The following is a 25,753-nucleotide window of genomic DNA, read 5'->3' as shown; positions in this document are numbered from 1 at the left end:
CCGGGAGAAACCGCAGGTGGAAAACCACAGGCGACGCCGGACGCGCGAAACCTAGCCTTCTCCGAAGAATCCCCCGACGACGTGGAGACCACATGCCAGGCGCCATCTATGCCGAAGGTCTGGTGAAGACCTTCGGCGACGTGAGAGCACTGGACGGCGTCGACCTCGATGTCCCCGAGGGCACCGTCCTCGGCCTGCTCGGCCCCAACGGCGCCGGCAAGACGACGACGGTCCGCTGCCTGACCACCCTGCTCCGCCCCGACAGCGGCCGGGCCGTCGTCGCCGGCGTGGACGTGCTCAAGAACCCCGACGCGGTGCGCCGCTCCATCGGCCTGTCCGGCCAGTTCGCGGCGGTCGACGAATACCTGACCGGCCGGGAGAACCTCCAGATGGTCGGGCAGCTCTACCAGATGCGGGCCAAGGCGGCCAAGCAGCGGGCGGCCGAACTGCTGGAGCAGTTCCACCTCGCGGACGCCGCCGACCGTCCCGCCAAGACCTACTCCGGAGGCATGCGCCGCCGGCTCGACCTCGCCGCCGCGCTCGTGGTCTCACCGCCCGTGATGTTCATGGACGAACCCACCACCGGGCTCGACCCCCGCAACCGCCAGCAGCTCTGGGAGGTCATCAAGCAGCTCGTCTCCGGCGGCACGACCTTGCTGCTCACCACCCAGTACCTGGAAGAAGCCGACCACCTCGCGCACGACATCGCGGTCGTCGACCAGGGCCGGGTCATCGCCCAGGGCACCTCCGACCAGCTCAAGGCCCGCACCGGCGGCGAGCGCGTCGAGGTCGTGGTGCACGAGCGCGAGCACATCGCCACCGCCGCCGAGGTGCTGCGCGGCTTCGGCAAGGGGGACACCACGGTCGAGGAGCACACCCGCAAGCTCACCGTCCCCGTCACCGGCGGCGCCAAGCTGCTCGCCGAGGTGATCCGCGAGCTGGACACCCGGGGCATCGAGATAGACGACATCGGACTGCGCCGCCCCACGCTCGACGACGTCTTCCTGTCCCTGACGGGCCACGTGGCCGAGACCGCCGCGAGCGACGAGAGCAACGGCAAGGAGACCGTCAAATGAGTGCCGCCAGCGAAGCCGCGCCCCTCGCGGCCCCGGGCAACCCGATCGGCCGGTCCGTCCGAGACTCACTGATCGTCGCCAAGCGCAATCTGATCCGGATGTCCAGGATCCCCGAGATGGTGATCTTCGGGCTCATCCAGCCCATCATGTTCGTGGTGCTGTTCACCTACGTGTTCGGCGGCTCCATGAAGATCGACGGCAGCACCAGCGCGACCGACTACAAGAACTTCCTGATGGCCGGCATCTTCGCGCAGACCGTCACCTTCGCCACCGCCAGCTCGGGCGCCGGCATCGCCGACGACATGCACAAGGGGCTCATCGACCGCTTCCGCTCCCTGCCCATGGCGCGCGGCGCGGTGCTGACCGGCCGGACCCTGGCCGACCTGGTCCAGACGGCGCTCACCCTGCTGGTCCTCGCCGTCGTCGCGCTGCTGGTCGGCTGGCGGGCCGGCACCTTCCACGACACCAACGCCCTCAGAGTCGCCGCCGGCTTCGGCCTGCTCCTGCTGCTCGGATACGCGTTCACCTGGATCGGCGCCCTGATCGGCCTGACCGTGCGGACCCCGGAGGCGGCGACCTCGGGCGGGCTGATCTGGCTGTTCCCGGTGACGTTCCTGTCCAACGCGTTCGTCGACACCAGCAACATGACCCCCTGGCTGCGGCACATCGCCGAGTGGAACCCGTTCAGCGCCACCGTGCAGGCGACCCGTGTGCTGTTCGGCAACCCCGGCCAGTCGACCTCGGCCGCCTGGCCCATGCAGCACTCGGTCCTGGCCTCGCTGATCTACTCGGTGCTGATCATCGTCCTGTTCCGCACCCTGGCGGTCCGCAAGTACCGCTCGGCCACCGCCTGACCGAACGGCGACGCCCCCGGCGTCACAGGGACGCCGGGGGCGTGGTGCCGGCCCGGGGGCCGGGTCGTGCCGGGTCAGCCCGAGTACGGCTCGGCCTTCAGGATGCGCACCGAGGCCTTCTTTCCGTTCGGGAGCTCGTACTCCGCGTCCTCGCCGACCTTGTGGCCGGTGACACCGGAGCCGAGCGGGGACTGCGGCGAGTACGTCTCGATGTCGGAGCTCGCGTACTCGCGGGACGCGAGCAGGAACGTCAGCGTGTCGTCCTCGTCACCGTCGAAGGCGATCGTGACGACCATGCCGGGCGCGACGGTGCCGTCCGCGGAGACCGGAGCCTCGCCCACCTGGGCGTTCTCCAGAAGCTGGGTCAGCTGGCGCACACGCAGCTCCTGCTTGCCCTGCTCCTCCTTGGCAGCGTGGTACCCGCCGTTCTCGCGCAGGTCGCCCTCCTCGCGCGCGGCCGCGATCTTGGCGGCGATCTCCGTGCGCGCAGGACCAGTAAGGTACGCAAGCTCGTCCTTGAGCTTGTTGTACGCCTCCTGGGTCAGCCAGGTGACGTTCTCGCTGGTCTGGGTCACAGGGTGCTCCTCGTCGGTACTGGGAATACAAAGCATCGCCCTACCCAGAAGAATGTTCCCTCATGGATGGGCGAAACCACGAGCCTAACAATTCAATGGCGAAAGGGGGAGGACATAAGCCACCAGAATCACATCAACGCAGGTCATCGCCTACGTATTCAGGGTGACGCGGTGGCCGGACCGGCCGCATCAGCCCGTGTGGCAGCCCAGCAGCTCGGCCGTCGTGCCCTTGGCCGTCGTACGCAGCGTGACGACCTTGTCGATCCGGGTCGCCGCTCCCCAGAACCGGAAGTCCGCCCGGCCCACCTCGGCCCCGTCGGCCGACTGGGAGCGCAGGGTGCAGTAGCCGTTCGCACCGGCGTCCTTGTGGACCTCCAGATGCACCTTGACCGCGTCCTGCGAGGCGTCGAAGGTGATCACCTGGGCGCTGATCTCGTTCTGCACGATGTAGTGGTAGGCGAAGTAACCGACCAGCGCCAGCAGGAGCGCGCCCAGCACCGTGCCGGCGACCTTGAGCCTGCGGTCGGCGCGCTCGTCCGAGGAGCGGCCGTAGCGGCCCTCGGGCAGCCGCGCGTGCGCCGTGCTCATGATCGTCCTCTCCGCGGAATTATTCGCCCCCCGATTCGGTCACTATAGAAGCCGCGATCGCACCCCAAGACGCGGGGGCGCCGACTTACGAGGATTGAGTCTTGACTGACCAGCTGCGACTGATGGCCGTTCACGCGCACCCCGACGACGAGTCGAGCAAGGGCGCGGCCACCATGGCGAAGTACGTGTCCGAGGGGGTGGACGTGCTGGTGGTGACGTGCACCGGCGGAGAGCGCGGGTCCATCCTCAATCCGAAGCTCCAGGGCGACACGTACATCGAGGAGCACATCCACGAGGTGCGCAAGAAGGAGATGGACGAGGCCCGCGAGATCCTCGGCGTCCGGCAGGAGTGGCTCGGCTTCGTCGATTCCGGCCTGCCCGAGGGCGACCCGCTGCCCCCGCTGCCCGAGGGCTGCTTCGCCCTGGAGGACGTCGACAAGGCGGCCGGTGAGCTGGTCAGGCAGATCCGCTCCTTCCGCCCGCAGGTGATCACCACCTACGACGAGAACGGCGGCTACCCCCACCCCGACCACATCATGACCCACAAGATCACGATGGTGGCGTTCGAGGGCGCGGCGGACACCGAGAAGTACCCCGAGAGCGAGTACGGCCCCGCCCACCAGCCGGTGAAGCTCTACTACAACCAGGGCTTCAACCGCCCCCGCACCGAGGCCCTGCACCAGGCCATGCTCGACCGCGGTCTGGAGTCCCCCTACGGGGAGTGGCTCAAGCGCTGGAAGGAGTTCGAGCGCAAGGAGCGGACGCTGACCACGCACGTGCCGTGCGCGGACTTCTTCGAGATCCGTGACAAGGCGCTGATCGCGCACGCCACCCAGATCGATCCCGACGGCGGCTGGTTCCGGGTGCCCATGGAGCTCCAGAAGGAGGTCTGGCCGACGGAGGAGTACGAGCTGGCGAAGTCCCTCGTCGATACCTCCCTCCCCGAGGACGACCTCTTCGCGGGCATCCGCGACAATGCATGACATGAGCGCAAGCGTGAGCCTGGCAGTGACGCACCTCGTCCCCCTCGCCAAGGAGGTCGACGAGAACAAGGTCACCCCCGGCGTCCTCGGCTTCATCGTGTTCGCGGTGCTGGCCCTGGCCGTGTGGGGCCTGATGAAGTCGATGAACAAGCACATGCAGAAGGTCGACTTCAAGGAGGCCCCGGACCGCGAGGACCGGGCCGGCACCGACGCCACGGCCGGACGGGGCTGACCCCGGCGTCAGCGACCCGCCGGAACCGCCACCCCCATCACCTCACGGGCGTGGCGGTCCGGCGTCATGCGCAGACGCCACGCCTGCCACCCCGCCTCCAGACTCACTCCCCGCTCCAGCAGCAGGGCGTAGGCCGTCACCCACTCGTCCAGCTTCTCGTCCCGCAGCGGATGGGCGGACCGGCCGAGCTGGGCCAGCTCCTCCTGGGCCACCGCCGTGCCCACCTCGACGCCGCCCGGAGCCGCGTACGGCAGCAGGGTGCAGCGCAGGAAGCGGGCCCAGTCCTCGCCCCGCCGGTCGCCGTAGGACGTGAACAGGGTCAGCGCCTCGTCGCACAGGCCCAGCGCCTGCTGGATCCGGGCGTTGCCCGCGTCCACCACCGCCAGCTCCAGACAGGTCCACGCCTCCCCGTGCGCCACCCCGATGCGCTGGAAGTCGGCGCGCGCGTCCACCAGCAGCTGGCGGGCGAAGCCCGAGTTGCGCAGCGAGCCGGTCTGCGCCGCCCGCTGGTCCCGCGTGACCCGCGCCGAATGGTGCCGGGCGCAGGCCAGGCCGTAGACGTCACGCATCCGCGAGAACATCTGCCGCGAGCGCTCCAGGTCGCGCACCGACCGGTCCAGCTCTCCCGTCTCCTCCAGCGCCTGACCGAGGTAGTACAGCGACCACGCCTCGCCGCGCGCGTCCTCGTTCTCCCGGTGCCGGGCCGCCGCCCGGCGCAGCTCCTCCACCGCCGCGGAGGCGTCGCCGCCGACCAGCCGTGCCCGGGCCAGCTGGGTCAGCGCCCACGCCTCGCCCCGGGCGTCGTGCGTACGGCCGTAGCGCTCCAGGGCCGCCCGCAGCTCCGTCTCAGCGCGCGGGACGTCGCCCATGCGCAGGGCCACCTGCCCGAGCTGGAAGTGCGCCCACGCCTCCCCGTGCACCGAGCCGCCCTCGCGGTGCAGCACCAGCGAGCGGGTCAGCAGGTCCAGGGCCTCCGCGAGCCGGCCCCGGTCGCGCTGCACCGCGGCCAGCGCGTGCATCGTCCAGGCGCGGTCGGTCGCCAGCTCCGGGGCGGCCTGGAGATCCAGTGACTCCTGGAGCCGCTCGGCGGCCTCCGTGAGCCGGCCCTGGTGGTGCAGGGTGATACCGAGGGACGTCAGGGCGCGGGCGGCGCCCGCGTCGTGGTGGGTCTCCCGGTAGAGGTCGACCACGGAGGCGAGGGTGGCGCGCGCCTTGTCCAGCTCGCCGAGCTGCCGGGCCGCGATGCCGGTGCGCCACTGCACCGAGCGCATCAGCAGGCCCTCGTCCACCGCCTGCGCCAGCTCGCTGATCTCGCCGAGCCGGTAGAGGTCGCCGCGCAGCAGGCAGTAGTCGCACAGCGCGCCCAGCAGGTTCAGCACGGCCGCCTGGTCTACACCCTCCGCGTGCCGCAGCGCCGCCGTGATGAAGCTGGACTCGTCGTCCAGCCAGCGCAGCGCCTCGTCCAGCGAGGTGAAGCCGTGCGAGCCGAACCGGTCCGAACGCGTCGACATGTTGCCGTCGACCAGCCGCAGCACCGAGTCCGCCAGCTCCGCGTAGTTCACGATCAGCCGTTCCTGCGCCGCCGTGCGCTCGGCCGGTTCCTCCTCGTCCAGCAGCCGGGCATGGGCGAAGGCGCGCACCAGGTCGTGCAGCCGGTAGCGGCTGCCGCGCACATGGTCGATCAGGCCGGCCCGGGCCAGCTCCTCCAGCCGGCGCGCGGCTTCCGGCTCGTCCGTGCCCAGCAGCGCCGCGGCCGCCGCCGCGCCGAGCGAGGCCCGGCCGGCCAGCGCCAGCCTCCGCAGCAGCCGGCGGGCGCTGTCCCGCTGGTCGGTGTAGCGCAGCCACAGCACCCGCTCCACCGGCTCCACCGGGCCGTAGGCGCCGAGATCGGAGGCCAGCTGCCGGGGCGAGCGCGGACCCAGCGACGAGCCCGCGACCCGCAGCGCCAGCGGCAGCCCACCGCACAGCCGGTGGATCAGGTCGGTGGACTCCGCGTCGTACGGGCCCGACGCGTCCTGCGCGGCGGCGCCCAGCAGTTCCTCGGCGCCCGCCGCGTCCAGCGCCTCGACCGGCAGGTGGTGCACCCACGCCGGGAGGTCGGCGGGCAGGTCGAGCGCGGTCCGGGCGGTGACCAGGACCAGGCTGTCGGAGCGCTCGGGCACCAGGGCCCGCACCTGCTCCGCGTCCAGGGCGTCGTCCAGCACGATCGTCACCGGCAGGCCGGTCAGATGCCGGTGGTACAGCTCGCCGAGCCGCTTGACCTGCTGGTCGGGGGAGGACCGCTCACGGAACAGCAACTGCTCCCGGGGCGCGCCGAGCCGGTTGAGCAGGTGCAGCAGGGCGTCCCGGGTGGGCAGCGGCGGCTCCTCGCGGCTGTCGCCGCGCAGGTCCACCACCACCGCGCCGCGGAAGTGGTCCTTCAGGTCGTGCGCCGCGCGGACCGCGAGCGTCGTGCGGCCGGAGCCGGGCTCGCCGTGCAGCACCACCAGCGTGGGCCGGGTCTCGGTGGCCGCCCGGGCCGACTGCGCCCACTGCCTGATCCGCGCCAGCTCCGGGCGGCGGCCCGCGAACGGGCCGTCGGGCTCGGGAAGCTGGCCGAACGACTGCTCCAGCACCGTGCGCCGGCGGGCCGCCGCGCTCTTGTCCGCCCCGCGCAGCGCCGGGCCGCTCGTCTTCTTCTTCGGACCGGTGGAGGCGGTCAGCACCCGCTGCTGGTCCAGGAAGGGGCGGATGCCGCGCACCTCCAGCGCCGTCAGCCACTGGAGCCTCAACTGCTCGGCACCGCCGGGCTGTCCGGCCTCACCCGCCCGGTGATGGGCGGCGGGCAGATGGGAGCCGGCCACCTTCAGCACGGTGGCGGCGGCTCCAGCCACCCCCGCGGCGACGCCCGCTCCGACCGCCGTGCCCGCACCGGTGCCGAGGGACAGGTCGGCCACGGCGGCGGCCACCGCCGCGACGGCGGCCACCAGCGACGCGGTGCCGGCGCCCGCGCGCGCGTACCGCTGGCCGAAGGTGAGGCGGCCGGCCTCGGACGCGTCGAGTGCGGCCGTGTACGCCTCGTACTCCTCGGCGGCCGTCCGCGCCATCGAGTCCAGCGCGCCGCGCGCCCGCGTCAGCAGCGCCTGCCCGTCGGTGCGCCCGCCGGAGCGGCGCACCTCCTCCTCCACGGCCCGCACCAGCAACCGCTCGGCCTCCGCCCGATGGCCGTCCCGCATGTCCCGTCCCCCTCCGGCCGCAACTCCCTTTCCCCCGAGTGTCCTTCGGGGGCGGCGGGAGCGCGAGAGGGCGAGGATCAAGGGGCGGGTGAGGATGTGGTGGTGACCTCCTCGCGCGCGGCCGCCGTCCGCGTGCCCCGGCGGGTGCGACCCTCGGACAGCGCGAGGAACGCGCACACCGCCGCCAGCGCCCCCTCCGCCACCGCGCACGCCGCCGCCTCGGCGAGCTGGGCGCCGGCCGACGCCGTCGTTATGTCGAACCACGCGTCGAGCACCGCCACCGCCGCCGTCGCGGAGGCCGTGAGACGGGCCCGGGGGTCCCCACGCAGCCCGAGCGACGCGGTCGCGGCGCACCCCGTCGCCAGCAGCACGTCGAGGCCGATCCAGGCCAGCGACCAGTGCCGCACCTGGGTGCTGCCCGGCAGTGTCACGGCGAGCACCACCATCCACGGCACGAGCAGGACGGCCCCCGTCCCGAGCAGGAGCAACGCCCACCTCAACTCCGCCTTCATCACAGCCCCCTTCGCTCGCCTTCTCATCCCGTGTGCCCCAGACTAGACCGCAGAGAAAATTCTGCAAAGAAAATTCGGCAGACATCGGGGACGACTCAGGGGTCCCCAGGGTTACGGTGACCCACATGACCGACGGCATGCCCGAGATGACCAGCCTTGAGCGCACCGCGCTGTACAAGTCCCTCGGCAACCCCCTGCGCCGCCGGATCCTCGACTACCTCGGCCGGCACGGCGAGGCGAACTCCACCGTGCTCGCCCGCGAACTCGGCGAGAGCTCCGGCACCACCAGCTACCACCTGCGCAAACTCGCCGAGCAGCGGCTCATCGAGGAGATCCCGGAGAAGTCCGGAGGCCGCGAACGCTGGTGGCGCGCCCTCCCCTTCCGCCACACCACCCCGGACCCGGCGGCGATGACCCCCGAGGAGTACGCCGCCGCCGAACAGCTGGCCCACCTCAAGATCGAGGTCGACACCGCCCTCTTCCGCCGCGCCCACCAGGAGTACCGCGGCCCCGACGGCTGGGCCCAGGTCCAGCGCAACGGCACCTGGATGACCAGGGAGGAACTGCTCGCCTTCATGCGCGACTACCACGCGCTGATCGAGCGCCACGGCCACACCCGCAAGGAGGCGCCCGACGGGGCGCGCCCGGTGTCGATGCGTTTCTACGCGGTGCCGGAGCGCGTGGGAGAGTGGAACGGTGAACCGACTGGCCCATGAGACGTCCCCGTATCTGCTCCAGCACGCCGACAACCCCGTCGACTGGTGGCCATGGTCGGCCGCCGCGTTCGACGAGGCCCGCAAGGCGAACAAGCCGGTCCTGCTGAGCGTCGGCTATTCGAGTTGCCACTGGTGTCATGTCATGGCTCACGAATCCTTCGAGGACGAAGCCACCGCCGCCTCCATGAACGAGCACTTCGTCAGCGTCAAGGTGGACCGCGAGGAGCGGCCCGACGTCGACGCCGTCTACATGGAGGCCGTGCAGGCGGCCACCGGGCAGGGCGGCTGGCCGATGACCGTGTTCCTCACGCCGGACGCCGAGCCGTTCTACTTCGGTACGTACTTCCCGCCCGAGCCCCGGCACGGCATGCCCTCGTTCCGGCAGGTGCTCGAAGGGGTCCGGCACGCGTGGGACGAGCGGCGGGACGAGGTCGGCGAGGTGGCCGGGAAGATCGTGCGCGACCTCGCCCAGCGGGAGATCGCCTTCCAGACCGCCCAGGTGCCGGGCGAGCAGGAGACCGCGCAGGCGCTCCTCGGGCTCACCCGCGAGTACGACCAGCAGCGCGGCGGATTCGGCGGCGCGCCGAAGTTCCCGCCGTCCATGGTGCTCGAGTTCCTGCTGCGCCACCACGCGCGGACCGGCGCCGAGGGTGCGCTGCAGATGGCCGCGGACACCTGTGAGCGGATGGCCCGGGGCGGCATCTACGACCAGCTCGGCGGCGGGTTCGCCCGGTACTCCGTCGACCGCGACTGGATCGTGCCGCACTTCGAGAAGATGCTGTACGACAACGCCCTGCTGTGCCGGGTGTACGCGCATCTGTGGCGGGCCACCGGGTCCGACCTGGCCCGCCGGGTCGCGCTGGAGACCGCCGACTTCCTGGTGCGCGAACTGCGCACCGGTGAGGGCGGGTTCGCCTCGGCGCTCGACGCCGACAGCGACGACGGCGAGGGGCGGCACGTCGAGGGCGCGTACTACGTGTGGACCCCCGAGGAGCTGCGCCGGGTCCTCGGCGAGGAGGACGCCGAACTCGCCGTGCGGTACTTCGGGGTGACCGAGGAGGGCACCTTCGAGCACGGGCAGTCGGTTCTCCAGCTCCCGCAGACGGAGGGCGTGTTCGACGGCGGCCGGATCGAGTCGGTCAAGGAGCGGCTGCTGGCGGCGCGGGCGGAGCGGCCCGCGCCGGGCCGGGACGACAAGGTCGTCGCCGCCTGGAACGGGCTTGCGGTAGCCGCGCTCGCCGAGACCGGCGCGTACTTCGGCCGGCCCGACCTCGTCGACGCCGCGGTGGCCGCCGCCGACCTCCTCGTACGGGTGCACCTCGACGACCACGCGCGGCTCGCGCGGACCAGCCGGGACGGCCGGGTGGGGCCCAACGCCGGTGTGCTGGAGGACTACGCCGACGTCGCCGAGGGCTTCCTCGCGCTCGCGTCCGTGACCGGCGAGGGTGTCTGGCTGGACTTCGCGGGGCTGCTCCTGGACCAGGTGACGACCCGGTTCGCCGATCCGGAGAGCGGCGCCCTGTACGACACGGCCGCCGACGCCGAGCGGCTCATCCGCCGGCCCCAGGACCCCACCGACAACGCCACCCCGTCGGGCTGGACCGCGGCGGCCGGCGCGCTGCTGGGCTACGCGGCCCACACCGGCTCCGAGGCCCACCGGACCGCCGCCGAGCGGGCGCTGGGCGTCGTCAAGGCGCTCGGGCCCCGCGTGCCGCGGTTCATCGGGTGGGGGCTGGCCGTCGCGGAGGCGCTGCTGGACGGGCCGAAGGAGGTCGCGGTCGTCGGGCCGTCCGTCGCCGACGAGCGGACGGCCGCCCTGCACCGCACGGCGCTCCTGGGCACCGCTCCGGGTGCGGTGGTGGCCGTAGGGACTGCGGAGAGTGACGAGTTCCCGCTGCTCGTCGGCCGTCCGCTGGTGGGCGGTGAACCGACGGCGTACGTCTGCCGTAACTTCACCTGTGACGCTCCTACGACGGACGCGGAGCGGCTGGGCAGGGCGCTCAGCCGGTCCTGACCGGCGAAGACGCGTGGGGACAGGAAGGCGAACTGTCCGAATGTGAGCAGGTGTTCGGATAGATCCCGCTACTCGACCACGGTTCCGAAACACACTATTTATCGGAACGGCTGTCCTGTTTCACATTCCCCCCTTAGTCTCTGCACAGCGACGTCACGAGTGTGACGCACCGTCGCGTCGCTGGGGGTATCAAAGATCTGGGGGGATCTTGCTGACGTCTGTCTTCATCGCTGCTGTTTCGCTTGCCCTGTTCTGGATGGCCGCCTTCACCCTGTGGTGGCAGATGCACGCGTGGCGTACGCCCGAGGTGCTGGCCTCCACCCGGTTCAGCGCTCCGGACGGGGGCGAGCACCGGTCGTTCTCGCTGCTCCTGCCCGCGCGGCACGAGCAAGCCGTACTGGACCACACCATCCAGCGCCTGCTGGAGTCCACACACACCGACTTCGAGATCATCGTGATCGTCGGACACGACGATCCCGAGACCACGGCGGTGGCCGAACTGGCCGCCGAACGCGACCCGCGCGTCCGTGTCGTCGTCGACACCCACGAGAAGAAGAACAAGCCGAAGGCCATGAACACGGCGCTGCCGCACTGCCGCGGCGACGTCGTCGGGGTCTTCGACGCGGAGGACCAGGTCCATCCGGAGCTGCTGGCCCACGTCGACCACGCGTTCCGGACCACCGGCGCCGACGTGGTCCAGGGCGGGGTCCAGCTCATCAACTTCCATTCGAGCTGGTACAGCCTGCGCAACTGCCTGGAGTACTTCTTCTGGTTCCGCTCGCGGCTGCACCTGCACGCGCAGAAGGGATTCATCCCGCTCGGCGGGAACACCGTCTTCGTCCGCACGGACGTCCTCAGGGAAGCGGACGGCTGGGACCCCGACTGCCTGGCCGAGGACTGCGACCTGGGCGTGCGCCTGTCCAGCGTCGGCAAGAAGGTCGTCGTCGCCTACGACTCGGACATGGTCACCCGTGAGGAGACCCCGGGCTCGCTGATGTCGCTGCTGAAGCAGCGCACCCGCTGGAACCAGGGCTTTTTGCAGGTGTACCGGAAGAAGGACTGGAAGCAGCTGCCGGGCTTCGGGCAGCGGCTGCTCGCCCGGTACACGCTGATGACGCCCTTCCTGCAGGCGTTCTCCGGCGTGATCATCCCGCTGAACGCGGCCGTCGCGCTCTTCCTCGACGTGCCCGTCGGGATCGCCTTCCTGACCTTCCTGCCGCTGGTGACGGCCGCCGTCACCTTCGTCTTCGAGGTGGTCGGGCTGCACGACTTCGGCCGGCAGTACGGGCTCAGGGTTCGCTTCGTCCACTACGTCAAGCTCATCGTCGGCGGCCCGTTCTACCAGGTCCTCCTGGCCGGAGCCGCGATCCGCGCCGTCTGGCGCGAGCAGCGCGGCCGCAACGACTGGGAGCTGACCACGCACGTCGGCGCGCACCTCGCCGCGGCCGAACCGATCCGAGAGGACGTTCCCGCGTGACCTCCACCCTTCCCGCGGTGACCGCTGCGAAGGTCCCCGCGCAGCGCACGGCCGCGCCCGCGGGCCGTCCGGGCGGCCTGCCGCGCCCGCCGGAGCGGCTCCGCTCCTCCCGTTCCGACCTCCTGCTGTGCGGTCTGCTGCTCGTGGCGATCCTGGTGGTGCAGGGCTGGAACATCGCCGACTACCCGACCCTCAGCGACGACGAGGGCACCTACCTGGCCCAGGCCTGGGCCGTCCAGCAGGGCAAGGGCCTGGCCCACTACACCTACTGGTACGACCATCCCCCGCTGGGCTGGGTGCAGATCGCCCTGCTGAGCTGGATCCCGTCGGCGGTGAGCCCCGGTTCGATGAACGTGGGCAGCATGCGGGCCGTCATGCTCGTGGTCAGCGGCGTCAGCGCGGTGCTGTTGTACGTGCTGGGGCGCCGGCTCTCGCTGCCCCGCTGGGCGGCCGGGCTCGGCATGGTCCTGTTCGGGCTGTCCCCGCTGGCGGTGGTCCTCCAGCGGGAGATCTTCCTCGACAACATCGCGGTGATGTGGCTGCTGCTGGCGTTCTGCCTGGCGGCCTCGCCCAGCCGGCACCTGTGGCACCACTTCGGCGCGGGTCTCGCCGCCGCCGCGGGCGTGCTCACCAAGGAGACGATGCTCGTCGTCCTGCCCGCGCTGTTCGTCACGATGTGGCGGCACAGCCATCGCGACACCCGGAAGTTCGCCCTCACCGGCGCGGTCACCGCGTGCGTCCTGATCGGCTTCTCGTACCCGCTGTTCGCCCTGCTGAAGGGCGAACTGCTGCCGGGCGCCGGGCACGTGTCGCTGTGGGACGGCATCAAGTACCAGATGTCCCGGCCCGGTTCGGGCTTCATCCTGGACACCTCCTCCGGTTCGCACGGGGTGCTGCACTCCTGGCTCTACTACGACCGGGTGCTGCCGCTGGGCGGACTGGCCGGTGCCCTGCTGCTGATCGTCACCTGGCGCTGGTCGGTCACCGCGCGCGCCCTGGCCGGGCCGGCGCTGACGGTGGCGATCCTCGCCGCGGTGGCCCTGCGTCCGAACGGCTACCTGCCCGCCATGTACGTCATCGGCGCCCTGCCGTTCCTGGCCCTGGTGCTGGCCGGCGGCACCGCCTCGGTCGCGCACGCGGTGCTGCGCCGCCGGCGGGCCGCGGGCGAGAAGCGCTACGTCACCGGCTTCCGGTACGCGCTGGCGGCCGCCCTGGCCCTGGTGGCGGGCGCCTACGTCGTGCCGCACTGGTACGACGGCGACCGCACGGCCCTGACCGCCGACGCCAACCGGCCCTACCGGCAGGCGTCCGCCTGGCTCGGCACCCGGGTCGAGGACCCGGCACACACCCGGGTCCTCGTCGACGACGCCCTCTGGCTGGACCTGGTGCACGCCGGGTACCGGCCCGGGCTCGGCGCCATCTGGTTCTACAAGGCCGACCTCGACCCGGCCGTCACCAAGACCATGCCGCACGGCTGGCGGGACGTCGACTACGTCGTCGCCTCGCCCACCGTCCGCCGCGACGCCCGGGACCTGCCCAACGTCAAGGCGGCCATCCGGCACTCCGAACCGGTCGCCGTCTTCGGCACCGGAGCGGACCGTATCGAGATCCGGCAGGTCCGGACGGCAGCCGCGGGAGGCGCGCGATGAGCGGCCACGAGTACACCGTCCCGGCCCCCGGCCTGGACGCCGCCGAGGTCGCCGAGCCCGGCGCCGTCACGATCGTCGTCCCGACGTTCAACGAGTCCGCGAACATCGGGCAGTTGCTGCGGCAGATCACCGAGTCGGTGCCCGCGCGGCTGCCCTGCGAGGTCGTCTTCGTCGACGACTCCACCGACGACACCCCCGAGGTGATCCGGCGGGCCGCGCAGGACTGCCCGTTCCCGGTGTCCGTGCTGCACCGGGAGGAACCGGTCGGCGGGCTCGGCGGGGCGGTGGTCGAGGGGCTGCGGGCGGCGACCTCGGAGTGGATCGTGGTGATGGACGGCGACTGCCAGCACCCGCCGTCCCTGGTGCCCGAGCTGGTGGCCACCGGCGAGCGGGCGAACGCCGGTCTCGTCGTCGCCTCCCGGTACATCAAGGGCGGCAGCCGGGCCGGTCTCGCCGGCAGCTACCGGGTGGCCGTCTCACGCGGCGCGACCTGGCTGACCAAGGCCCTGTTCCCGCGCCGGCTGCACGGCATCAGCGACCCCATGAGCGGCTTCTTCGCCATCCGGCGCAGCGCCGTGACCGCGGACGTGCTCAAGCCGCTCGGCTACAAGATCCTGCTGGAGCTGGCCGTGCGCAGCCGGCCCCGGCAGGTCGCCGAGGTGCCGTTCGTCTTCCAGGACCGGTTCGCGGGGGAGTCGAAGTCGACCGCGCGGGAGGGCCTGCGCTTCCTGCACCACCTGGCGGGGCTGCGCACCGCCTCGCCGCTGGCGCGCATGGTCGGCTTCGGGCTGATCGGCGCGAGCGGGTTCGTGCCGAACCTCGTCGGCCTGTGGGCGCTGACCGTCCTCGGTCTGCACTACGTGCCCGCCGAGATCGTCGCCAACCAGTTCGGTGTGGCCTGGAACTTCCTGCTCATCGAGCAACTGCTGTTCCGCGACCGGCGGGCGCACCGCCGCTGGTGGGACCGGCTGGGCCGGTTCGGGCTGCTCGCCAACGCCGATCTGGTGCTGCGCATCCCCTTGATCGCGCTGCTGGTGGACCGGTTCCATATGGGCGCGCTCCCCGCCACCGCGCTCGCGCTGGTGCTGACGTTCGTCCTGCGCTTCGTGGGGACCGAAGCGCTGGTGTACCTCCCGCGCCGCCGCCGCGGGGCTCGTACGACCGCTAGGAGAGCCGTGTGAACATACGCCGCAGACGGACCGCGCTGGTCGGGGTGGGTGCCCTGACCGCGGGTCTGCTTCTGAGCTCGCCGGAGCACGCCGTTGCCGCCAACCTCGTGCAGAATCCCGGCTTCGAGACCGCCGGTACGGACGACATGCCGTACTGCTGGGAGAAGTCGGGGTGGGGTGACAACGACTTCAGCTTCCAGACCGTCGCCGACGCGCACTCCGGCGCCAAGGCGATGAAGGTGACGCTGACCCGGCGCACCGAGGGCGACCGCAAGGCGCTGATCACCGAGTCCGCCGCGTGCGCGCCTGCGGTCAGCGTCGGCAAGCAGTACGACCTCGGGCTCTGGTACAAGTCGACCACTCCGGACGCCAACATCACCGTCTTCCGGCACGACGCGACGGCCGGCTGGCAGTACTGGACCGACCTCAAGACGCTGGACATGGCGTCGGCCTGGACGAAGGCCACCGTGCGCACGCCCGAGGTGCCGGCCGGCACGGACCGGATCACCTGGGGCGTCTCCGTCTACGGCACCGGTTCGGCGACCACCGACGACTACACGATGGACCAGGTGCCGGACGTGGTGCCGCCCGCCTCGTGCACCGGCACGAGCACCCAGTGCGCGGACGGGCGCTGGTCGGTGCTGCCGACGCAGAACCCGGTGCGCTCCATGCACTCCGTCGTCCTCAACAACGGCAAGGTGCTGCTGATCGCCGGTTCCGGCAACAGCGAGGAGAACTTCAACGCGGGGACGTTCACCTCCGCGGTGTACGACCCGGCGAAGGGCACGTACAAGGTCATCCCGACGCCGAAGGACATGTTCTGCGCCGGGCACGTGCAGCTCCAGGACGGGCGGGTCCTCGTCATGAGCGGCAACAAGGCCTATCCGGTGGCGGGCGGCCACGGCTACGAGGGCTTCAAGGACTCGTACATCTTCGACCCGAAGACGGAGACCTACAGCAAGACGAACGACCTGAACGACGGGCACTGGTACCCGTCGGCCACCGAGCTGGGCAACGGTGACGTCATCTCCTTCGGCGGGCTGCGCGAGGACTCCACCGGTTCGGTGACGGCCGAGCTGTGGTCCGACAAGGACAAGCAGTGGCAGCCGCTGTGGAAGGTCAACCAGACCTGGTCGTACTGGGGGCTGTACCCGGCGATGGTCCTGATGCAGGACGGCCGCCTCTTCTACACGGGCAGCCACGTCTTCGGCAACAACATCCCGGGCACCGGTTCGGCGATCTACGACTACGGCGCCAACACCGTCACGCAGGTCCCGGGGCTGCAGAACAAGGACCAGCGCGACCAGTCGGCGAGCGTGCTGCTGCCCCCGGCGCAGGACCAGAAGGTCCTCACCATCGGCGGCGGCAACATCGACTCCAACCCGGACGCCAACCGTCTGACCGACGTGATCGACCTCAAGCAGGCGAACCCGTCGTACATCGCCGGGCCGCAGATCCCGCAGGGCAAGGTGGACCTCGGCAACGGCAAGATCGCCGAGACCGGCGCCCAGGGCAAGATGTACGTCTCCGCGGTGCTGCTGCCCGACGGCAAGGTGCTGGAGACCGGCGGCGCGCTGCACAACCGCGCCAACCCGGTGTACGAGTCCTCGATCTACGATCCGGGCGGCAACACCTTCGACCCGGTGGCCGCCGATCCCGAGTCGCGCGGTTACCACTCCTCGGCGTTCCTGCTGCCCGACGGCCGGGTGATGGCCACCGGCGACAACCCGGGCAACGGCACCTGGAACCACAACGTGTCGATCTACACCCCGCCCTACCTGTACAAGGGCACCCGGCCCGCGATCACCTCGGTGATCAACCAGGAGTGGAAGTACGGCGACACCCAGCGGATCACCGTCGACCGGCCGATCGCCAAGGCCGAGCTGATCCGCCCGGCCGCGGTCACCCACTCCTCCGACCCCAACCAGCGCTTCGTCGACCTGCCGCTGTCGGTGAGCGGCAACAACGTCGACCTGAACGTGACGAACAACCCCAACCTGGCGCCTCCCGGCTGGTACATGCTGTTCGCGGTGGACGCCAACGGGGTGCCGTCGGTGGCCAAGTGGGTGCACCTGACGGGGCCGGCGGCGCTGAACGCCAAGGCGGCCGCGCCGCACGTCCACTCCTTCGCCGACTCCCTGTCCGGGAAGGTCTCCGGGCCCGGCAAGAAGCGGACGTCGCAGCCGGTCAGCCCGACCATCTCCGGCTGCGACCGGCACTACGGCACCATCAACGTGTGCGTGCCGACGGCCTTCCCGCGCCAGGTGAAGAAGACGGCCGCGGCCCGCTGCGCCTGGCTGGCGCGGAACCACTACGGCCGGCTGAAGGTCAACGGCGGTGACGACCCGCTCGGCCTCGACGGCGACCGGGACGGTGTGGCCTGTGGAAAGGCGGACGTGCGCAAGGGCTAGTCACGCCCGCTGAACTCCGCGAGGGCGCGCTCCACGACGGCTTCGAGCTGGTCGTGGTGCGCGCCCTTCCAGTAGGCGCGGCCGCAGTCGGCACACTGGGCGAACACGTCGTACGACCGCCGGGTGCCGCCCTTGAGCTGTGCGGCCACCTCCTCCTTGGTGGCCTGCCGCAGCAGGCCGTTGCAGGCGGTGCAGCGGGTCCAGGGGCGCAGCTCGGGCGCGAAGCGGTCGAGGACGTCGCGCAGTTGGTCCTCGGGGCGGGTGCTGTACACGTACGCACCGGCCCACAGCTCGCGGCGGCGCAGCAGCCCCCGGTCGCGGCTGAGCAGGACCCGCCGCTCCGCCGCGGAGCGGGCGGCCAGGGCCGGGTCGCCGATGTCGGTCGACTCGTACGCGGCGTCCACGCCGAGCAGGCGCAGCCGGCGGGCGAGCGTGCCGAGGTGGACGTCGAGAAGGAAGCGGAGCGGGGCGCCGGGGACCGGCTGGGGGCGGCCCACCGGGCGCACCTCGACCGTCTCGCCGGCCTTGGGGACGTGCGAGACGGGCACCTCCCGGCCGTCGACGACCAGGGTGCCGACCTCGGTGAGCGGCACGCCCAGGGACTCGATGACGTGCCCGAGCGTCGAGACGCCGTCGGTGCCGAGCGGTGTGGCGCCGGCCCGCCGGGCGGCCGGCACGAACAGGTGCAGCTCGGGGGCGACTTCGACGTGGATCTCGGGTCCGTTCACGGTGTCAGGATCGCACGCGGGGCGGGCGTGGGGCCTCAGGGTTTCCGGTTGGGCAGGCCGTGCTCCAGGACGTCGAGGGTGCGGTCGATCAGCGCCGTCAGGTCGTCCCGGTAGCCGTTCTCCGCCCAGTACATGGACGTCTCCATCAGGCCGCCGATCAGCGACATGGCGTAGACCCGGACCTCCAGGCCGTCCGGGTCGCGGCCGGTGCGCTCGGCGATGGCCGCGCAGAGCATGCGACCGGTGGCGGACATGCTCTCCATCATCCGGGAGCGCACCGCGGGGACCTGGACCGTGAGGTGGGCGCGCAGCCGGGAGACCTCCTGGTCCTCGGAGGCGCCGAGCCGGACGGCCCGGCGCATGACGTACCGGATGGTGTCCGGCCAGGGCTCCTCGGCGGGCCGCTGCCTGATCTCCTCCAGGATGACCGGGTCGAACTCGTCCGTGAGGACGATGTCCTCCTTGGTGGGGAAGTACCGGAAGACGGTCGACGGCGACACCTCGGCGCGCTCGGCGATCTGGTCGATCGTCGTGGCGTCGTAGCCCTGTTCCCTGACCAGCGCGTAAGTGGCGGTGCGGATCGCCTCGCGGGTCTTGATCTTCTTGCGTTCGCGCAGCCCCGGCTGCGGTCGGTCGGCGGAGGCGAGGGGGGAACGTGCGGCCGTCATGCGGTCATTGTCCGGCATCCGCCGCGGCGGTGGCCATCTCCGGGTCGTCCCGCGGCTCGTTCCGCGCGGTGGCGGGCGTGCCCGGCAGGAACGCCGCGGCCGGCAGCGCCGAGACGAGGGCGGCGGCCCCGCAGACCAGCAGGACCACGGTCATGCCGTGCACGTACGCGCCGTCCGCGGAGGCGGCCAGGTGGGCCGAGCCGGTCCGTCGGGCGATCAGGTGCGCGGCGACGACCGAGTCCCCGGCGGCGTCGGCGGCCGCCCCGGTCAGGCCGGTCAGGTCGAGACGGCCGCGGAAGACACCGGCGAGGAGGCTGCCGAGCAGGGCGATGCCGATCGCGGACCCCACCTGCCGCAGGGTCATGAGCAGGCCGGAGCCGCTGCCGGCCCGGTCCCGGGGGAGGGTGGCGAGGGCGCACGTCATGGCTGGTACGAGGGCGCAGCCGAAGCCCAGGCCGGCCACGGTGAGCCACAGCGCGGTGAAGCCGTACCCGGAGTGCACGGTGGTGCGGCTGCCGAGCAGGGCGGCGAAGGCCAGGACGACCAGGCCGGCGGTGACGGTGGCGCGGGCGCCGAAGCGTGTGGTGGCGACGGGGGTGAGTTTCGCCGCGACGGACAGGCCGAGGACCATCGGCAGCAGCCGCACGCCGGTGCCGAGGGTGTCGTTGCCGAGGACCGCCTGGAGGTAGGGGGGCAGCACGAACATCAGGCCGGACAGTACGAACATCACCAGGGTCGCGGCGACGGTGTTGAGCACGAACGGCCGGTGGGCCAGCAGGGTCATGTCCAGCATGGGCCGCCGGACGCGGCGTGAGCGCAGCACGAGTCCGGTGATCAGGAGCGCGGCGGTGGCGAACGCGGCGAGGACCAAGGGGTCGGTCCAGCCGCGGTCGGGGGCCTCGATGATGGCGTAGACGAGGGCGCCGAGCCCGCCGGCGGTGCAGGCCGTGGAGAGAGTGTCGACCTCCGGGGAGGCGGGGTCGCGGGTCTCGGGGAGCAGGAAGAGGCAGGCGGTGATGCCGATCGCGACCATCGGGACGTTGATCAGGAAGACCGAGCCCCACCAGAAGTGGTCCAGCAGCCAGCCGCCGATGATCGGGCCCAGCGGCAGGCCGAGCGCCGAGCCGGTGGAGACGAGCCCGATGGCCTTGCCCTGCTCCTCGGGCGTGAACAGCGACGGCAGCACAGACATCGCCAGCGGGGTGATCAGCGCGGCGCCGACGCCCATCACCGCGCGGGCCGCGATCAGGGTGTTCACGTCCCCGGTGAGGGCGCCCACCAGCGAACCGGCCAGGAAGGTCCCGAGCCCGGTGATCAGCATGCGGCGGCGCCCGAACCGGTCTCCGAGCAGGCCCGCCGGGAGCATCAGCGCGGCGAAGACGACAACGTAGGCGTCCGCCATCCACTGCTGCTGACCCGTCGTGGCACCGAGCTGTTCCGCCATGGTGGGCAGGGCCACGTTGAGGATCGTCATGTCGAAGCCGAGCACGAGCATGCTCGCGACCAGGGCCCCGAGGGCCCACCAGCGGCGGGGATCGCGCCGCGTCCCGTCCGTTCCTGTGACAGCAACCATGAAATGAAAGTAACTGTCAAAATCGAGTTACTGTCAATAGGTAGTGCCCGCGGGCGCACGAAAAACGGCCACGGCGGGGAGCCGTGGCCGAGGGCCGGAAGGGGAGGGGGTGAGCGCTTACGCGTGCTGGTAGGCCACCAGTGAGATGCCGACGTAGTGGACGATGAACGCGGCGAGCGTGAGGGAGTGGAAGACTTCGTGGAAGCCGAACCAGCGCGGTGAGGGGTTCGGGCGCTTGATGCCGTAGACGACGCCCCCGGCGCTGTAGAGCAGTCCGCCGACGATCACCAGCACCAGGACGGCGATGCCGCCGGCGCGCAGGAAGTCGGGCAGGAAGAAGACGGCCGCCCAGCCCATCGCGAGGTAGCAGGGGGTGTAGAGCCAGCGCGGGGCGCCGACCCAGAACACGCGGAAGACGATGCCCGCCGCGGCCGCGGCCCAGATGCCCCACAGCAGCCACTGCCCCTTGGCGCTCGGCAGCAGCAGCATCGTCAGCGGGGTGTAGGTGCCCGCGATGATCAGGAAGATGTTGGCGTGGTCGAGGCGGCGCAGCACCCCGTCCATCCGCGGGCTCCAGTCGCCCCGGTGGTACAGCGCGCTGACGCCGAACAGCAGGCACGCCGTGAGGACGTAGATGCCGCAGGCGACACGGCCGCGGGGGGAGTCGGCGAGGGCGGTGAGCACCAGCCCCGCGATGAGCACGGCCGGGAACATGCCGAGGTGCAGCCAACCGCGGAGCCTGGGCTTCACCGGGTGCGGCAGGGAGAGCGCGACGGGACCGCGGCCGTCGGCCGGCGTGTCCCTGGGCGCGTCGGATGCGGACGCAGTCATGGGGGCATGGTACCTACGCACCCGTAAGTCGCGCGCGAGCGCGCACTGGTGAGCGGCCGTGACGCAAAAAGTCCTTCTGCTGAACTCCACGCATACGCAAAGAATCACGGAAACCGTGGGATTCGTCACGTCGCTCACCTGTGATGCCCTCTGGACATATGGGCACTAGAATCGGATGATCAAATGAGTGCGGTCGGCACCGGATGAGCGCCCAAGGTCAACACCCTGAAGCATCCGGGTCGCGGCCCCCACGGGGCGACAAGACAAAAAAATCCCTCTTTTAGGAGCAATCGTGGCGCGCGACATCGCGGCTCCCACCGGCATCCCCACCCAGCACCAGGAACTGATCTCGTGGGTCAACGAGATCGCCGAACTGACCCAGCCGGACAGCGTGGTCTGGTGTGACGGATCCGAGGCCGAGTACGAGCGACTGTGCGAAGAGCTCGTGGCCAAGGGGACCTTCAAGAAGCTGGACCCGATCAAGCGCCCGCACTCCTACTACGCCGCCTCCGACCCGACCGACGTCGCCCGCGTCGAGGACCGGACCTTCATCTGCTCCGAGAAGGAGGCGGACGCCGGCCCGACCAACCACTGGAAGGCCCCCGCCGAGATGCGGGAGATCTTCGCCGGTGACAAGGGCCTGTTCCGCGGCTCGATGCGGGGCCGCACGATGTACGTCGTGCCCTTCTGCATGGGCCCGCTCGGCTCCCCGCTGTCCGCGATCGGCGTGGAGATCACCGACTCCGCCTATGTCGCCGTCTCCATGCGCACGATGACGCGCATGGGCCAGGCCGTGCTGGACGAGCTGGGCGACGAGGGCTTCTTCGTCAAGGCCGTGCACACCCTCGGCGCCCCGCTGGAGCAGGGCGAGCAGGACGTCCCGTGGCCGTGCAACTCCACCAAGTACATCTCGCACTTCCCCGAGGACCGCGAGATCTGGTCCTTCGGCTCCGGCTACGGCGGCAACGCCCTGCTCGGCAAGAAGTGCTACGCCCTGCGCATCGCCTCCGTGATGGCGCGCGACGAGGGCTGGCTCGCCGAGCACATGCTCATCCTCAAGCTCACCCCGCCGCACGGTGAGTCCAAGTACGTCGCCGCGGCCTTCCCGAGCGCCTGCGGCAAGACCAACCTCGCCATGCTGGAGCCCACGATCTCGGGCTGGACCGTGGAGACCATCGGCGACGACATCGCCTGGATGCGGTTCGGTGAGGACGGTCGCCTGTACGCGATCAACCCCGAGGCCGGCTTCTTCGGCGTCGCGCCCGGCACCGGTGAGCACACCAACGCCAACGCGATGAAGACCCTGTGGGGCAACTCCGTCTTCACCAACGTCGCCCTCACCGACGACGGCGACGTGTGGTGGGAGGGCATGACGGAGGAGACCCCGGCCCACCTGACGGACTGGAAGGGCCGCGACTGGACCCCGGAGTCCGCCGAGCCCGCCGCGCACCCCAACGCCCGCTTCACCACGCCCGCCTCGCAGTGCCCGATCATCGCGCCCGAGTGGGAGGACCCCAAGGGCGTGCCGATCTCGGCGATCCTCTTCGGCGGCCGCCGCGCCAGCGCCGTGCCGCTGGTGACCGAGTCCTTCGACTGGAACCACGGCGTCTTCCTCGGCGCCAACGTGGCCTCCGAGAAGACCGCCGCCGCCGAGGGCAAGGTCGGCGAGCTGCGCCGCGACCCGTTCGCGATGCTGCCCTTCTGCGGCTACAACATGGGCGACTACATGGCCCACTGGGTCGACGTGGCCAAGGACAAGGACCAGTCCAAGCTGCCGAGGATCTACTACGTCAACTGGTTCCGCAAGAACGACGAGGGCAAGTTCGTCTGGCCGGGCTTCGGCGAGAACAGCCGCGTCCTGAAGTGGATCGTGGAGCGCCTCGACGGCAAGGCCGAGGGCGTCGAGACCCCCATCGGCGTGCTGCCGACCAAGGAGGCCCTGGACACCGACGGTCTCGAACTGTCCGCGTCCGACCTGGACTTCCTGCTCACGGTCGACAAGGAGGTCTGGCGTGAGGAGGCCGCCCTGGTCCCCGAGCACCTCAACACCTTCGGTGACCACACCCCGAAGGAGCTGTGGGACCAGTACCGCGCGCTGGTGCAGCGCCTGGGCTGATCCCGCCGCACGGACTCCACGGCCGGTTGGGATGCCCTGACCAGCGATCGTCACGGCCGGCCGTGGTGACACCCCGAAGGCCCCGCACAACGGTGTGCGGGGCCTTCGACGTGTCCACGTGGTGTGTGGCGCCCGGTCCGCGCGTCGCTGCGGGTGCGCGCGGACCGGGGCCGTTCAGGGGGACCCGGGCGGGTCAGCGGGCCGTGCTCAGCTCCTTCGGGCCCATCAGCGCGGCCGTGTGCGCGTCCATCCGCTCGGCCGCGAGGATCGCCGCCGCGGTGTCGGCCCGGGAGGCCGCCACCACCAGCGCGCGGCCGGCCAGGGCGTGCGCGCGCCGGTGGAGGCCGGCGGGATCGCCGGACGCGCCCGGCGCGGCGCGCAAGGGCGCCCGCCCGCCCCGCAGTCGGCAGACCTCGTGGGCGAGCCGCTCGGCGGCGGTGTCCAGGTCGGCGGACGGGGTCAGGGCGCGCAGGTCGTCGGTGACGGCGAGCAGCGCGCCGAGGTGCCCGGCGAGCTGGATGTCCAGCTCCTCCTCGCGCGAGCGGTGCGGGAAGTCGGACGGCGGGCCGGCCGGCGTGCTGTGGACCGACTTGGGGCGGATCGGTTCGTACATGGGACGGCCTCCTGTGCGCTGCAGGAAACCATCCTAGCTTGGAATTCGTCTAAAGTTGAGTCGTGTCACGGAACGCGGTCCGGCGGCCCCGGTGCGCTACGGCTGGCCGTAGCCGTCCAGAAAGTTCGCGATCCGGCCGACCGCGTCCCGGAGGTCGCCCGCGTTGGGCAGGGTCACCACACGGAAGTGGTCGGGCTCGGGCCAGTTGAAGCCGGTGCCCTGCACGACCATGATCTTCTCCTGGCGCAGCAGGTCCAGGACCATCTGCCGGTCGTCCCTGATCTTGAAGACCTTGGGGTCGAGGCGCGGGAACAGGTACAGCGCGCCCTTGGGGCGTACGCAGCTGACGCCCGGGATCTGGGTGAGCAGCTCGTAGGCGACGTCCCGCTGCTCCCGCAGCCGGCCGCCCGGCAGCACCAGGTCGTCGATCGTCTGGCGGCCGCTGAGCGCGGCGACCACGCCGTGCTGGCCCGGCATGTTGGCGCACAGGCGCATGTTCGCCAGGATCGTCAGGCCCTCGATGTAGGAGTCGGCGTGCGCGCGCGGGCCGGAGATCGACATCCAGCCCACGCGGTAGCCGGCCACCCGGTAGGCCTTGGACATGCCGTTGAAGGTGAGGGTCAGCAGGTCGGGGGCGATCTTGGCGGTCGGGGTGTGCGTGGCGTCGTCGTAGAGGATCTTGTCGTAGATCTCGTCGGAGCAGACCAGCAGGTTGTGGCGGCGGGCGATGTCGGTCAGGCCCTTGAGCACCGCCTCGTCGTAGACCGCGCCCGTGGGGTTGTTCGGGTTGATGATCACGATCGCCTTGGTGCGGTCGGTGACCTTGCGTTCCACGTCGGCGAGGTCGGGCATCCAGTCGGACTGCTCGTCGCAGCGGTAGTGGACGGCGGTGCCCCCGGAGAGGGAGACGGCGGCGGTCCACAGCGGGTAGTCCGGAGCCGGTACGAGCACCTCGTCGCCGTCGTCCAGCAGGCCCTGCATGGCCATCACGATCAGCTCGGAGACGCCGTTGCCGATGAAGACGTGCTCGACGTCCGTCTCGATGCCGAGGGTCTGGTTGTGCATGACGACCGCGCGGCGGGCGGCCAGCAGGCCCTTGGCGTCGCCGTAGCCGTGCGCCGTGGAGACGTTGCGGAGGATGTCCTCCAGGATCTCCGGCGGGCACTCGAAGCCGAAGGCGGCGGGGTTGCCGGTGTTCAGCTTCAGGATGCGGTGACCGGCCGCCTCCAGCCGCATCGCCTCCTCGAGGACCGGACCCCGGATCTCGTAACAGACGTTGGCGAGCTTCGTCGACTGGATCACCTGCATGACCGTGAGCTTACGGCCCGGTAACGCCTCATGGGTCGTGTTATCCGCCACGTGAGACAGCGAGTTTTGCACCGTTATCGCCGGTAGCTGTCACAGGAGTCCCTCGCGTCTCTACAATTCCCGCCCATGTCCACCGAACGCGACCAAGGGGCGGGGGCGTCCGGAGCACACGGAGCGGGTGGCGAGCCGGGGGTCGTGCCGAACGTGTACCACCCGCGGAACGCGCCGGCCCCGTCGTACGACGAGTACGCCGACCCGGCCACCGCCCATGGCTGGCAGAACGCCTACGACGAGACCCGCGAGCTGCCGCCGGTCCGGATGCCCATGGACGGGCCCGGGCCCGAGCCCGTACCGGTGCCCCCGGTGGCGCACGAGCCGGCCGGGGGGCCGGGCCGCGCCGATCTCCGGCGGCGGCGCCGGCGGGGCGGGCGCCGGCGGGTCGCCG

The 25,753-nt window shown here is 71.2% G+C and carries 21 protein-coding genes and 1 pseudogene; 12 read left to right on the top strand and 10 right to left on the bottom strand.

The genetic code is table 11. The annotated features are described in order from the left end of the window. Positions 1 to 92: 92 nt before the first annotated feature. A complete protein-coding gene (locus PV343_RS17405; RefSeq protein ID WP_319147839.1) occupies positions 93 to 1,076 on the top strand; it encodes an ATP-binding cassette domain-containing protein in 984 nt (327 codons plus the stop codon). Then, entirely contained in the window at positions 1,073 to 1,930 is an 858-nt protein-coding gene (locus PV343_RS17400) for an ABC transporter permease (RefSeq protein ID WP_319147838.1), read from the top strand. Before PV343_RS17405 ends, PV343_RS17400 begins: the two co-directional genes overlap by 4 nt. A 74-nt stretch (positions 1,931 to 2,004) precedes the next feature. Here the strand turns inward: PV343_RS17400 and greA are convergent, their stop codons facing one another. Then, entirely contained in the window at positions 2,005 to 2,505 is a 501-nt protein-coding gene (gene greA / locus PV343_RS17395; RefSeq protein WP_020941893.1) for a transcription elongation factor GreA, read from the bottom strand. Positions 2,506 to 2,694: 189 nt separating this feature from the next. Next, positions 2,695 to 3,093 (bottom strand): DUF4307 domain-containing protein, encoded by a 399-nt coding sequence (locus tag PV343_RS17390; RefSeq protein ID WP_319147837.1) that lies wholly within the window; start codon positions 3,091 to 3,093, stop codon positions 2,695 to 2,697. A 101-nt stretch (positions 3,094 to 3,194) separates the two neighbouring features. Between PV343_RS17390 and mca the strand changes: the two genes are divergently transcribed. Both mca and PV343_RS17380 read left to right on the top strand, forming a co-directional pair. Then, positions 3,195 to 4,076 (top strand): mycothiol conjugate amidase Mca, encoded by an 882-nt coding sequence (gene mca, locus PV343_RS17385; protein WP_319147836.1) that lies wholly within the window; start codon positions 3,195 to 3,197, stop codon positions 4,074 to 4,076. Continuing rightward, positions 4,069 to 4,308: a hypothetical protein gene (locus tag PV343_RS17380; protein ID WP_319147835.1), complete on the top strand. Its 240-nt coding sequence runs from the start codon at positions 4,069 to 4,071 to the stop codon at positions 4,306 to 4,308. Before mca ends, PV343_RS17380 begins: the two co-directional genes overlap by 8 nt. A gap of 8 nt (positions 4,309 to 4,316) precedes the next feature. Here PV343_RS17380 and PV343_RS17375 read toward each other — a convergent pair whose 3' ends face one another. Further along, positions 4,317 to 7,523 (bottom strand): tetratricopeptide repeat protein, encoded by a 3,207-nt coding sequence (locus PV343_RS17375; RefSeq protein WP_319147834.1) that lies wholly within the window; start codon positions 7,521 to 7,523, stop codon positions 4,317 to 4,319. A gap of 77 nt (positions 7,524 to 7,600) precedes the next feature. Beyond that, positions 7,601 to 8,035: a hypothetical protein gene (locus tag PV343_RS17370; protein ID WP_319147833.1), complete on the bottom strand. Its 435-nt coding sequence runs from the start codon at positions 8,033 to 8,035 to the stop codon at positions 7,601 to 7,603. Between the two features lie 125 nt (positions 8,036 to 8,160). Here PV343_RS17370 and PV343_RS17365 point away from each other — a divergent pair, with 125 nt between their 5' ends. The 6 genes from PV343_RS17365 to PV343_RS17340 all read left to right on the top strand — a co-directional run bounded on the left by PV343_RS17365 (position 8,161) and on the right by PV343_RS17340 (position 17,471). Beyond that, complete coding sequence (locus PV343_RS17365; RefSeq protein ID WP_319147832.1) at positions 8,161 to 8,751, top strand: ArsR/SmtB family transcription factor; 591 nt, start codon at positions 8,161 to 8,163, stop codon at positions 8,749 to 8,751. After that, positions 8,732 to 10,765: a thioredoxin domain-containing protein gene (locus tag PV343_RS17360; RefSeq protein WP_319147831.1), complete on the top strand. Its 2,034-nt coding sequence runs from the start codon at positions 8,732 to 8,734 to the stop codon at positions 10,763 to 10,765. Before PV343_RS17365 ends, PV343_RS17360 begins: the two co-directional genes overlap by 20 nt. 208 nt (positions 10,766 to 10,973) lie before the next feature. Beyond that, complete coding sequence (locus tag PV343_RS17355) at positions 10,974 to 12,242, top strand: glycosyltransferase (RefSeq protein WP_319147830.1); 1,269 nt, start codon at positions 10,974 to 10,976, stop codon at positions 12,240 to 12,242. Beyond that, complete coding sequence (locus PV343_RS17350) at positions 12,239 to 13,891, top strand: ArnT family glycosyltransferase (RefSeq protein ID WP_319147829.1); 1,653 nt, start codon at positions 12,239 to 12,241, stop codon at positions 13,889 to 13,891. The genes PV343_RS17355 and PV343_RS17350 overlap by 4 nt, the downstream gene beginning before the upstream one ends. After that, positions 13,888 to 15,072, top strand: a complete 1,185-nt coding sequence (locus tag PV343_RS17345; RefSeq protein ID WP_319147828.1) for a glycosyltransferase family 2 protein — start codon at positions 13,888 to 13,890, stop codon at positions 15,070 to 15,072. The genes PV343_RS17350 and PV343_RS17345 overlap by 4 nt, the downstream gene beginning before the upstream one ends. Beyond that, positions 15,069 to 17,471 carry a galactose oxidase-like domain-containing protein gene (locus PV343_RS17340; RefSeq protein ID WP_319147826.1) on the top strand — a complete coding sequence of 801 codons (2,403 nt, stop codon included), beginning with the start codon at positions 15,069 to 15,071 and terminating at the stop codon, positions 17,469 to 17,471. The genes PV343_RS17345 and PV343_RS17340 overlap by 4 nt, the downstream gene beginning before the upstream one ends. Here PV343_RS17340 and PV343_RS17335 read toward each other — a convergent pair. The 4 genes from PV343_RS17335 to trhA all read right to left on the bottom strand — a co-directional run bounded on the left by PV343_RS17335 (position 17,468) and on the right by trhA (position 21,271). Further along, positions 17,468 to 18,199, bottom strand: coding sequence for a Mut7-C RNAse domain-containing protein (locus tag PV343_RS17335; RefSeq protein ID WP_319147825.1), 732 nt, complete (start codon positions 18,197 to 18,199; stop codon positions 17,468 to 17,470). The genes PV343_RS17340 and PV343_RS17335 overlap by 4 nt on opposite strands. Positions 18,200 to 18,234: 35 nt before the next feature. After that, positions 18,235 to 18,867, bottom strand: a complete 633-nt coding sequence (locus PV343_RS17330) for a TetR/AcrR family transcriptional regulator (RefSeq protein ID WP_319147824.1) — start codon at positions 18,865 to 18,867, stop codon at positions 18,235 to 18,237. Positions 18,868 to 18,871: 4 nt separating this feature from the next. Next, complete coding sequence (locus tag PV343_RS17325) at positions 18,872 to 20,440, bottom strand: MFS transporter (RefSeq protein ID WP_319147823.1); 1,569 nt, start codon at positions 20,438 to 20,440, stop codon at positions 18,872 to 18,874. 117 nt (positions 20,441 to 20,557) lie between these two features. Next, positions 20,558 to 21,271 (bottom strand): PAQR family membrane homeostasis protein TrhA, encoded by a 714-nt coding sequence (trhA, locus tag PV343_RS17320; RefSeq protein ID WP_319147822.1) that lies wholly within the window; start codon positions 21,269 to 21,271, stop codon positions 20,558 to 20,560. Positions 21,272 to 21,563: 292 nt separating this feature from the next. Between trhA and PV343_RS17315 the strand changes: the two genes are divergently transcribed. After that, positions 21,564 to 23,387 (top strand): phosphoenolpyruvate carboxykinase (GTP), encoded by a 1,824-nt coding sequence (locus tag PV343_RS17315; protein ID WP_319147821.1) that lies wholly within the window; start codon positions 21,564 to 21,566, stop codon positions 23,385 to 23,387. Positions 23,388 to 23,580: 193 nt separating this feature from the next. Here the strand turns inward: PV343_RS17315 and PV343_RS17310 are convergent, their stop codons facing one another. Continuing rightward, a complete protein-coding gene (locus tag PV343_RS17310) occupies positions 23,581 to 24,000 on the bottom strand; it encodes a hypothetical protein (protein ID WP_319147820.1) in 420 nt (139 codons plus the stop codon). A gap of 96 nt (positions 24,001 to 24,096) precedes the next feature. Next, on the bottom strand, positions 24,097 to 25,308 hold the full coding sequence (locus PV343_RS17305) for a pyridoxal phosphate-dependent aminotransferase (RefSeq protein ID WP_317445097.1): 1,212 nt from the start codon (positions 25,306 to 25,308) through the stop codon (positions 24,097 to 24,099). Between the two features lie 126 nt (positions 25,309 to 25,434). Here PV343_RS17305 and PV343_RS17300 point away from each other — a divergent pair. Next, positions 25,435 to 25,753: pseudogene (locus PV343_RS17300) on the top strand (hypothetical protein); the annotation flags it as partial.

Origin of the sequence: Streptomyces sp. WI03-4A, assembly GCF_033792105.1 — a bacterium.
GTDB classification, from domain to species: Bacteria; Actinomycetota; Actinomycetes; order Streptomycetales; family Streptomycetaceae; genus Streptomyces; species Streptomyces collinus_A.
The sequence above is the reverse complement of the archived record's forward strand: the minus strand, read 5'-3'. Positions and strand labels throughout refer to the sequence as shown.